The sequence below is a fragment of the Flavobacterium riviphilum genome, from assembly GCF_055231795.1.
In genome coordinates this window covers 95,014-106,667 of sequence record NZ_JBUYSY010000009.1, presented here as the reverse complement: position 1 = coordinate 106,667, position 11,654 = coordinate 95,014, and the positions used below count along the sequence as shown (strand labels likewise).

The 11,654-nt window shown below is 36.5% G+C and carries 5 protein-coding genes and 1 CRISPR repeat array (1 of these 6 running past the window's edge); of the genes, 4 read left to right on the top strand and 1 reads right to left on the bottom strand.

The window, feature by feature from the left end:
• The coding region (locus ACZIX2_RS09855) for an MBG domain-containing protein (protein ID WP_463339926.1) at nucleotides 1–4,471 on the top strand (4,471 nt) is incomplete at its 5' end.
• A 152-nt stretch (nucleotides 4,472–4,623) separates the two neighbouring features.
• The gene (locus ACZIX2_RS09850; RefSeq protein WP_463339925.1) at nucleotides 4,624–5,457 is read left to right on the top strand and encodes an outer membrane beta-barrel protein; all 834 of its coding nucleotides are present in this window, start codon (nucleotides 4,624–4,626) and stop codon (nucleotides 5,455–5,457) included.
• Nucleotides 5,458–5,798: 341 nt separating this feature from the next.
• On the opposite strand, the gene ACZIX2_RS09845 is transcribed toward ACZIX2_RS09850, so the two are convergent.
• Nucleotides 5,799–6,986, bottom strand: a complete 1,188-nt coding sequence (locus tag ACZIX2_RS09845; protein WP_463339924.1) for an alkaline phosphatase family protein — start codon at nucleotides 6,984–6,986, stop codon at nucleotides 5,799–5,801.
• A gap of 156 nt (nucleotides 6,987–7,142) precedes the next feature.
• Between ACZIX2_RS09845 and cas1 the strand changes: the two genes are divergently transcribed.
• Nucleotides 7,143–8,036: a type II CRISPR-associated endonuclease Cas1 gene (cas1, locus tag ACZIX2_RS09840; protein ID WP_463339923.1), complete on the top strand. Its 894-nt coding sequence runs from the start codon at nucleotides 7,143–7,145 to the stop codon at nucleotides 8,034–8,036.
• A complete protein-coding gene (gene cas2, locus ACZIX2_RS09835; protein WP_064716554.1) occupies nucleotides 8,027–8,356 on the top strand; it encodes a CRISPR-associated endonuclease Cas2 in 330 nt (109 codons plus the stop codon). The genes cas1 and cas2 overlap by 10 nt, the downstream gene beginning before the upstream one ends.
• Before the next feature lie 111 nt (nucleotides 8,357–8,467).
• Nucleotides 8,468–11,654: direct repeats of the CRISPR family, unit length 36 nt; unit sequence AATATCGTGTCTTCTAATCTTTAATCAAACCACAAC (it continues 1,258 nt past the right edge of the window).

Genomic DNA, 11,654 nt, shown 5'->3' with positions numbered 1-11,654 from the left:
AGCTTCCCAAACCAATGTGTCTTGTAATGGTGGTTCTAATGGAGCTGCATCTATCAATACACCAACGGGTGGTGCTGGTGGATACGCTTATAATTGGACACCGGGAAATCCAACTGGAGATGGAACCACTTCTGTAACTGGCTTAACAGCTGGAACTTGGACTTGTACCATAACCGATGCTAATAGCTGTACTACTGCTGTTAACTTTACCATTACACAACCAACCGCTTTAACAGCTACTGCGGCTTCCCAAACTAATGTGTCTTGTAATGGTGGTTCTAATGGAGAAGCATCTATCAATACACCAACGGGTGGTGCTGGTGGATATACTTACAATTGGACACCGGGAAATCCCACCGGAGATGGAACCACTTCTGTAACTGGTTTAACAGCCGGAACTTGGACTTGTACCATAACCGATGCCAATAGCTGTACTACTGCTGTTAACTTTACCATTACACAACCAACTGCTTTAACAGCTACTGCGTCTTCGCAAACCAATGTGTCTTGTAATGGTGGCTCAAATGGAGCGGCATCTATCAATACACCAACGGGTGGCGCTGGTGGATACACTTATAATTGGACACCGGGAAATCCTACCGGAGACGGAACCACTTCTGTAACTGGTTTAACAGCCGGAACTTGGACTTGTACCATAACCGACGCTAATAACTGTACTACTGCTGTTAACTTTACCATAACTGAACCAAACGCTTTAACAGCTACTGCAGCTTCTCAAACCAATGTGTCTTGCAATGGTGGCTCAAATGGTTCGGCTTCCGTAACGCCTTCGGGAGGTGTTGGGCCTTATACTTATTCTTGGTCGCCTTCGGGGGGTACAGCGGCTACAGCAACTGGACTAAGTGCGGGTACTTATACTGTAACAGTAACAGATGCTAATTCTTGTTCCGCTACACGAAACTTCACCATTACACAACCAACGGCTATTGATTTCGCAACAACCGTTTTACCTGGTTACGATTACAATTCTAGCTACAACCAATCTATAGTAGCCTCAAGAGGAACAGGAACGAAAACGTACGCCATTACGGCAGGAAGTTTACCTTCTGGTTTTTCGTTATCAACCACTGGACAAATATCAGGTAGTTCAACTCAAATTGCGGATAGTAATTTTACGGTTACTGCAACAGATGCTAATAGTTGTACTGCAACCTATAATTATGTATTAACATTAAATCAAATCCCAATTACAGTAACTGCTGCTCCTTCCCAAACTAAAGTATACGGGGAGAGTGATCCAGTAATAACCTATACAGTTTCCCCAAGTTTGCTTGCTGGTGATTCATTTACTGGGTCTTTAACTAGGGTCAGTGGGGAAGAAATTGGAAATTATGCCATCAATCAAGGTTCGCTTTCAGCTGGGCCCAACTATTTAATTACTTATGTTGGCGCTAACTTTGCTATCACTGCAAAACCAATTACGGTAACTGCTACTCCTTCTCAAACTAAAGTATACGGGGAGAGTGATTCAATAATAACCTATACAGTTTCCCCAAGTTTGATTGCTGGTGATGCGTTCACAGGGACATTAACTAGAGCTGCGGGAGAAAATATCGGAAACTATGCTATTAACCAAGGAAGCTTGAGTGCTGGCACAAATTACACCATTACTTATGTAAGCAATGATTTTGAGATTACCGCCAAACCAATTACTGTAACGTCAACTCCATCGCAAACGAAAGTTTATGGCACGGCAGACCCTATCTTTGCTTATACTGTTGCTCCTGATTTAGTAAGTGGTGATGCATTTACTGGAGCATTAACTAGAGTGGCAGGAGAAAATATTGGAACGTATACCATAAATCAAGGAAATTTGAGTGCTGGATCTAATTATACTATTACTTATGTAAGTAATGATTTTGCGATTACTGCAAAACCAATTACAGTGACTGCAACTCCATCGCAAACGAAAGTTTATGGCACGGCAGACCCTATCTTTGCTTATACTGTTGCTCCTGATTTAGTAAGTGGTGATTCATTTACTGGAGCATTAACTAGAGTGGCAGGGGAAAATATTGGAAACTATACCATTTCACAAGGAGACTTAAGCGCAGGTTCAAATTACACTATTACTTATGTAAGTAATGATTTTGCTATCACTGCAAAACCAATTACGGTAACTGCTACTCCTTCTCAAACTAAAGTATACGGGGAGAGTGATACAATAATAACCTATACAGTTTCCCCAAGTTTGATTGCTGGTGATGCGTTCACAGGGACATTAACTAGAGCTGCGGGAGAAAACATCGGAAACTATGCTATTAACCAAGGAAGTTTGAGTGCTGGAACGAATTACACCCTTACTTATGTAAGCAATGATTTTGCGATTAGTGCTAAACCAATTACAGTTACGGCAACTCCATCGCAAACCAAAGTATATGGAACGGCAAATCCAATTTACTCCTATACTGTTGCGCCAAGTTTAGTAAATGGTGATGTATTCACTGGAACTTTAACCAGAGTATCAGGGGAAAATATTGGAAACTATACCATTTCACAAGGAGACTTAAGCGCAGGTTCAAATTATACTATTACTTATGTAAGCAATGATTTTGCTATCACTGCAAAACCAATTACGGTAACTGCTACTCCTTCTCAAACTAAAGTATACGGGGAGAGTGATACAATAATAACCTATACAGTTTCCCCAAGTTTGATTGCTGGTGATGCGTTCACAGGGACATTAACTAGAGCTGCGGGAGAAAACATCGGAAACTATGCTATTAACCAAGGAAGTTTGAGTGCTGGAACGAATTACACCCTTACTTATGTAAGCAATGATTTTGCGATTAGTGCTAAACCAATTACAGTTACGGCAACTCCATCGCAAACCAAAGTATATGGAACGGCAAATCCAATTTACTCCTATACTGTTGCGCCAAGTTTAGTAAATGGTGATGTATTCACTGGAACTTTAACCAGAGTATCAGGGGAAAATATTGGAAACTATACCATTTCACAAGGAGACTTAAGCGCAGGTTCAAATTATATTATTACTTATGTAAGCAATGATTTTGCTATCACTGCAAAACCAATTACGGTAACTGCTACTCCTTCTCAAACTAAAGTATACGGGGAGAGTGATACAATAATAACCTATACAGTTTCCCCAAGTTTGATTGCTGGTGATGCGTTCACAGGGACATTAACTAGAGTGGCAGGGGAAAACATCGGAAACTATGCTATTAACCAAGGAAGTTTGAGTGCTGGAACGAATTACACCCTTACTTATGTAAGCAATGATTTTGCGATTACTGCAAAACCAATTACGGTAACGGCAACTCCATCGCAGACCAAAGTATATGGAACGGCAAATCCAATTTACTCCTATACTGTTACGCCAAGTTTAGTAAATGGTGATGTATTCACTGGAACTTTAACCAGAGTATCAGGGGAAAATATCGGAAACTATGCTATTAACCAAGGAAGCTTGAGTGCCGGAACAAATTATACTATTACTTATGTAAGCAATGATTTTGCTATCACCGCTAAACCAATTACGGTAACGGCAACTCCATCGCAAACCAAAGTTTATGGAACGGCAAATCCAATTTACTCCTATACTTTTACTCCTGATTTAGTAAGTGGTGATGCATTTACTGGAGCATTAACTAGAGTGGCGGGAGAGAACGTAGGTGTTTATGCTATAACACAAGGCTCCTTAAGTGCGGGTGGAAATTATACCATTATATATAATGGCTCCAATTTTACTATTACCAAAGCAGATCAATTAATTACTTGGAATCAATCTTTAGGATTAGGTTGTAATGGAGAAACTAGTCTTGTTATGACCGCAGTCGCTACTAGTGGTTTAGCAGTAAATTATACTTCATCTAATCCAGCCATCACAAGTGTATCAAATAATTCATTACTTTTCCAAAATTATGGATCAACAACCATAACAGCTTCGCAACCAGGCAACATGAATTACAAAGCGGCTCCAACTGTAGTTATACCAGTAATAATTAGTCAGCCTAACCTAATTAGAAAACAATTTGAAAATATTCTATTCTTTGACAACAGTTCCAAGAGTTTTATATCGTATAGCTGGTATAAAAATGGGGGGTTAGTTCCGGGCCAAACGTCACAATATTTCAAAGAAAGTGGCGCCTTAAATGGAACATATTATGCTGTAGCAACAAAATCAGACGGAACAGTAATTACCACCTGTCCACTAACTTTATCGCCATCAGCAGAAGAGGAGTACATCAGAATTGTTCCAAACCCTGTTAGAAGTAATGCGAGTTTCCAATTGCTGACGAATATTAGTTCAAACAAATTACAAAATTCGCGTATTGATCTCTTTAGTTTAACTGGAACCTTGTTGAAAACTATACCAACAAGTCAAAGTACTATTGACATTATAGCTCCGAGTGTTGAAGGAATCTATATTTTAAAAGTAACCTTGACAAATGGAAAGTATTTCACTAAAAACCTTTTAGTAAAATAATTTACATAATATGACATTCTAATTTTAATAAATGGGGACGGATTATTCTAATAAAAACAAGTTTTAAATCGCCAATTACAACAAGTTTGCGTAATCTAAAACCAATAAATGAAAGGAGATCAATTATTATAAACTCAAAAAAAATTACATCTATGATAGTCAATAGTAAAAACATAATTGGAACCATTGCTTTTTTAATTTCTCACGGAATAGCTGCACAGTTTTATGTAGGCATACAATCTGGAATAGCAGCTATTGAAAGTGATATTAATGGTAAACATACAAGTAATCGCCTAGGCGGAGCTGTAAAAGTAGGTTATATCTACCCTCTAAATACGCATTTTGGCATTGGTTCAGGGCTAGAGTTTTCACAATACAAACAAGAAGTTTCTTTGTATCAACCTTCTGCAACACTTAGTAGTTTTGAAATTGATGCTTCATCTTCTGCATTTATTTATAATGTTTCTACGAAAAATTATAGAGAAAGACAAACCTTACATGCCGTGCAAATTCCTCTTTTTATTCAGTATAAAAGAACTATTAACAAGGGGATTGATTTTAATTTTAGAGCTGGAGCTAAATATTTTTTACCTGTAAACTATAGAATTAAAGCAACGGCCGATTACGTAAAGGGAAGCGCTTACTATCCAGATGTAAACTTGACTATTGACGATTTACCAGAATATGGTTTTGGTAGCCAGACCAATTATTCTTCTTCAGGAAAGTATAAAACCAAAGGAATTATAATGAGTGCTTTTGAGTTAGGATTTTCATTTGATATGGGAAGCAAGCATTCGTTATATACGGCCATGTTTCTAGAAAATGGATATGGTACCATTTTAGACCTAAACAAGAATGAATCCTACATTAGTTATAACCCAACATCAGCATCTGACAGGAAACCTAATGGTTTGTATAGTACTGATAAAGATGCTAAAATTAAACCTGTAGCTTTTGGTGTAACACTAGGATGGAACTTTGAATAAGTTCATTATTCAAAATAACACGAAAGGTCTTGACTTAAAAATCGAGGCCTTTTTTTTCGCAAAATATTCTCTTTCAAGGACATCAATAAAACTACATGAAATTATCATTAGGAAATAGTTTTACTCCTCAAAACAAAAACTGCACGAAAATTACTTTCGAACAGCTTTTTGTTTTAATCGAGAATGATTGGCCTTGATTCAGCTATAGCATTACTTTACCAATAAATTATATAAAATAGTCCATTTTGTCAGTTCGAGCGCAGTCGAGAACCATCTTTACATCTCGACTGCGCTCAATATAACAAGAATACAATTGCATTATATTGAAATAGTATTTATTATTAGTTTAACATCGCTTTTACCTCATCCAAATCACCATCTATAGCCCCTACTTTAAGCCCCAAAATATGAGCAATCAAGGGATACACACTTACGTTCCGGAAAGATTTCACGACTTTATTTTGAGCAAAATTAGGTCCTTTGGCATAAAAAATGGCCTGCATTTCGGGCATTGTATTATCATATCCATGGGTCCCTCCTTTTACAGTATTTTCGGGTTTATAGACCAAACTGTAGCCTTTTTGTGCCTCAATTATAAAATCCAACGCTCTGGGATTGGATCCAAAATGCAATCGCTTAGGCACCTTTTGTGAAGGATACCATTTGATGTTCGGTACTTCTTTTAAGGCCTTGGCTATTGCCTTCTTATACCCTGCTTTGGCTTCAATACTCATAATCGGGTTAATTACTGCAGCATAACCGTACCATTCGGGTTGCAAATAATCCAAAACGGCCACTTTTTTATCATTGCTAATGGGCGCCATACCATGATCCGAAACGACTATCAAATTTATTTCGTTGGCAATAGGAAGGCTAGCCAATTGTTGCTCTAATTGCCCGATAACGGCATCCATTTGAGCAACCATTTTCCTGTTTTGGTCAGATAAAGGACCAAAGTCATGTCCGGTAGCATCGGGTTGATCAAAATAAAGGGTGATGAGATGTGGGCGCTTCGCTTCTGGCAATTGTAACCAATCCATGACCGTAGCAATTCGGGTGTCGTAACTTACGGTATCATCATATTCCCTGAAGATACTTGGACTCATGGCCCCAGTATCCGAACCTGGCCAATAAAAACAAGCCGCTTTTACCCCTTGCTGCTCCGCAAGATGCCAAATGGGAGTGCCTCCAAAAAACTGAGTGTCTTTTTTGGCCGAGGTTTTCAAAGAAAACTGTTGCTTCGTATTGGGGTCTAAAAAGGCATTATTTACAATGCCGTGATGGTCAGGATATAAACCTGTAGCAATAGAATAGTGATTCGGGAAGGTTTTGGTGGGATAACTAGGCTGCATGGATTGGGCTTTTACTCCTTTTTTGGCCATATTATCAAGATTGGGTGTTTCAAAATATTTTGGATAATCCCAACGAAAACCATCTAAAGAGACCAAAACCACATATGGTTTCTTGTTGTTTTGTGCTGTAGCCACTAGACCTACTATTAGCAACAGTACAATATATACTTTTTTCATATTTCTAATTTGGCGCAAAAATACGACATTCAGGAGGAATATTGGGTAAATGAGTGATTTGGCAACTTTCGAAAATCGTAAAACACTGTATAACAAACAATAGGCATGAGTTTTGATACTATTATACCTATTAATATCAACTTAAACAATAGTTTTATGCTTAAAAGAACCGTATTAATCGAAAACAAAAGTTCATTAACTACCAAGCACGGGCAATTGGTTATACAATCTGAAATAAGAGATAGCACCTTACCCATTGAAGACATAGGCTTTTTGGTCCTAGATCATCCCGAAATTTACTTGAGTATTCCTGCCATGAATTTGCTAATCGAAAACAATTCGGCTGTAATTGTTTGCAACAAAAATCATTTGCCCAACGGACAATTTTTGAACCTCAACAGCCATCACATTCAACAAGAAATTTTCAAAAACCAAATTGAGGCTTCGGTGCCACTTAAAAAACAATTGTGGCAACAAACAATAATAGAGAAAATTACCAATCAAGGGCTTTTATTGGCTACTATTACTGGACAAAAAAACAGTTTCGATTTTTTAGCATCCAAAGTACTCAGTGGTGACACTACTAATATGGAAGGCGTAGCCGCAAGTCAATATTGGAAAAGTTTTTTTGAAACCACAGACATCGCCTTCAAAAGGGAACGATTTGGTGATTATCCAAATAATTTTCTCAATTATGGCTATGCTATTCTCAGAGCAGCCACTGCAAGAGCCCTTTCTGGTAGTGGATTGTTGAACACTTTAGGCATTCATCATAAAAGTAAATACAACGCTTTTGCTTTGGCGGATGACATTATGGAACCCTTTCGCCCCTTGGTAGATGAAAAGGTTTTTCAAATCATTCAAGAGTATCAAGAACAAGACCTCAACACCAAAATTAAAGCTGAGTTATTACAAATCCTTACACAGACGGTTTATTTTGAAGACGAAAAAAGTCCATTGATGGTGGCTTTACAAAAAACAGCCAGCTCTTTACAGCAATGTTTTACTGGCGAACGCAAGAAAATAAAATATCCTAAATTATGGACTTAAACGGGTACCGAATTATGTGGTTGTTTGTATTTTTTGACTTGCCCACCGAAACCAAAAAGGATAGAAGAAATGCTTCTCAATTTAGAGGTAATTTACTCAAAGATGGTTTCAGCATGATGCAATTTTCAGTATATATAAGACACTGCGCTAGTAGTGAAAGTGCCGATGTACACGAAAAAAGGATCCACCAACTCTTACCTCCTATGGGTAAAGTAAGTATATTGCGCATCACCGACAAACAATTTGGCAACATTATGAATTTTTGGGGCAAAGCCGAAGTTCCAAAAGCACCGCAGCCCACACAATTGGAATTATTTTAATCTACAAAATAAAAAATGCCTCAATCTTGCTTTATCAGGGCAAAAAAGAGGCATTTTTTTATACGATATTTTCATTTAATTTCTTGATTATTAGAAGGTAAACCACCAACTAATATCGTGTCTTCTAATCTTTAATCAAACCACAACTTAAATCAGCTGTTAAGCAAATGCCTAAAGAATATCGTGTCTTCTAATCTTTAATCAAACCACAACTTGGCTTTCTAGTTCTGCTTTGAACGTGTAATATCGTGTCTTCTAATCTTTAATCAAACCACAACAGCACGCCATTGTTGTAGGTGTATTCCGCTAATATCGTGTCTTCTAATCTTTAATCAAACCACAACTGTAAATCGTCTAAGGTTTTTAGGTTGTTAAATATCGTGTCTTCTAATCTTTAATCAAACCACAACTGCGGTAGTGGTGAGCGTTGCCTTGCTGAAATATCGTGTCTTCTAATCTTTAATCAAACCACAACTCGGATTGCGAGCACTATGAGATAAGACCCAATATCGTGTCTTCTAATCTTTAATCAAACCACAACGATTTCTTTGTCGGTATACATAACTACGCTAATATCGTGTCTTCTAATCTTTAATCAAACCACAACAATAGTTTTTTGTACTCTCTCAAGCTCAGAAATATCGTGTCTTCTAATCTTTAATCAAACCACAACTTGGATATTTACGTTAACCGCAAACAATGGAATATCGTGTCTTCTAATCTTTAATCAAACCACAACCGTTTTTAAATCAACCTTTACATTTTTCCAAATATCGTGTCTTCTAATCTTTAATCAAACCACAACACTCATCCGTATGTACGACCTGCGTAGAGCAATATCGTGTCTTCTAATCTTTAATCAAACCACAACCTACATTTTCTAACCTAGATACTTTAGCAGAATATCGTGTCTTCTAATCTTTAATCAAACCACAACTAATGTTATTGATTTCGTTTTTTTCGGCTTAATATCGTGTCTTCTAATCTTTAATCAAACCACAACTTCTTGGGTTTTGTAGCTGCTTAGTCATTAATATCGTGTCTTCTAATCTTTAATCAAACCACAACTTAGTGACAACGGCAATTGCGCTTGGAGTTAATATCGTGTCTTCTAATCTTTAATCAAACCACAACTACGCAGGGCGAAGTTGAGAAAATGATCAAAATATCGTGTCTTCTAATCTTTAATCAAACCACAACTACGTGACCAACAAAGACCTCAAATCCATGAATATCGTGTCTTCTAATCTTTAATCAAACCACAACAGAAAAAGTGATGAAATAATACAGAAATGGAATATCGTGTCTTCTAATCTTTAATCAAACCACAACCATTGGCGATAAAACACTACGATAAAATAATATCGTGTCTTCTAATCTTTAATCAAACCACAACACTACAGCGTTGAGTTTTGATGACGATACAATATCGTGTCTTCTAATCTTTAATCAAACCACAACTTGATTACCATAATCTTTACTGAAGCTTGAAATATCGTGTCTTCTAATCTTTAATCAAACCACAACACTATATCTGAAGAGCAGTTTTTTTGTATCAATATCGTGTCTTCTAATCTTTAATCAAACCACAACGGTACCAGAATTCAATCACGGAGAAACTTTAATATCGTGTCTTCTAATCTTTAATCAAACCACAACATTTTCGTAGTGCTTCCTATGAAGTGAGTAATATCGTGTCTTCTAATCTTTAATCAAACCACAACAATCGTGACGATCATACGCTTATAATGATTAATATCGTGTCTTCTAATCTTTAATCAAACCACAACCGTTACCAGTAAAGAATTCTATAAAAGCAGAATATCGTGTCTTCTAATCTTTAATCAAACCACAACTGTAAACGAAACCGATACGTTAACTTTAAGAATATCGTGTCTTCTAATCTTTAATCAAACCACAACGCACAGGAGCAAGCTGATATTCGAATGAAAATATCGTGTCTTCTAATCTTTAATCAAACCACAACTACTGATAAAATGTCAAGCACCTATGACAGAATATCGTGTCTTCTAATCTTTAATCAAACCACAACTAAGGCTTCCAAAAAGAAAACGGAAACAGAAATATCGTGTCTTCTAATCTTTAATCAAACCACAACAGATTAACGCTAACGGTTGAAGTACCAAACAATATCGTGTCTTCTAATCTTTAATCAAACCACAACATTAGCAACTATGATATATAACTCTTCTAATAATATCGTGTCTTCTAATCTTTAATCAAACCACAACATTTAAAAGTGAACACAGGGCGAAGTGAAAAATATCGTGTCTTCTAATCTTTAATCAAACCACAACTGTTTTGGCTTTGAAAAATGTAATAAACTGAATATCGTGTCTTCTAATCTTTAATCAAACCACAACAGAAAAGACTGTACAGTTAAGTAGTGACGAAATATCGTGTCTTCTAATCTTTAATCAAACCACAACAGAAAAGACTGTACAGTTAAGTAGTGACGAAATATCGTGTCTTCTAATCTTTAATCAAACCACAACAACAACATACGCCAATGGGCGAACGATAGAAATATCGTGTCTTCTAATCTTTAATCAAACCACAACATCGACCATTGTAATGTAGGGTTATTGAGAATATCGTGTCTTCTAATCTTTAATCAAACCACAACATCTTCAGTTTCATAAAGTCTATCGTAAGAATATCGTGTCTTCTAATCTTTAATCAAACCACAACAAACTTTAATTCAGTTCTTATAAATGTTGAATATCGTGTCTTCTAATCTTTAATCAAACCACAACAAATTCTTCTCCGTGAATGTTCCTTACTAAAATATCGTGTCTTCTAATCTTTAATCAAACCACAACGAGCCAACGACTTATATTTTCCAGCTAAAAAATATCGTGTCTTCTAATCTTTAATCAAACCACAACAGCGTAAAAACTCATTAATTCATCAGGCAAAATATCGTGTCTTCTAATCTTTAATCAAACCACAACTCTCGCTTGGACAAAGGGATTTTCCATGTCAATATCGTGTCTTCTAATCTTTAATCAAACCACAACAGATATATTGAAAACATTTTCAATCATTTTAATATCGTGTCTTCTAATCTTTAATCAAACCACAACTCATAAATTCCTACTTCATTTTTTTTCATTAATATCGTGTCTTCTAATCTTTAATCAAACCACAACTTGCGCTTGGTCAAAGGGATTTTCCTTGTCAATATCGTGTCTTCTAATCTTTAATCAAACCACAACAAAAAACTAAATCGTTTTAGTTAATGTTTTAATATCGTGTCTTCTAATCTTTAATCAAA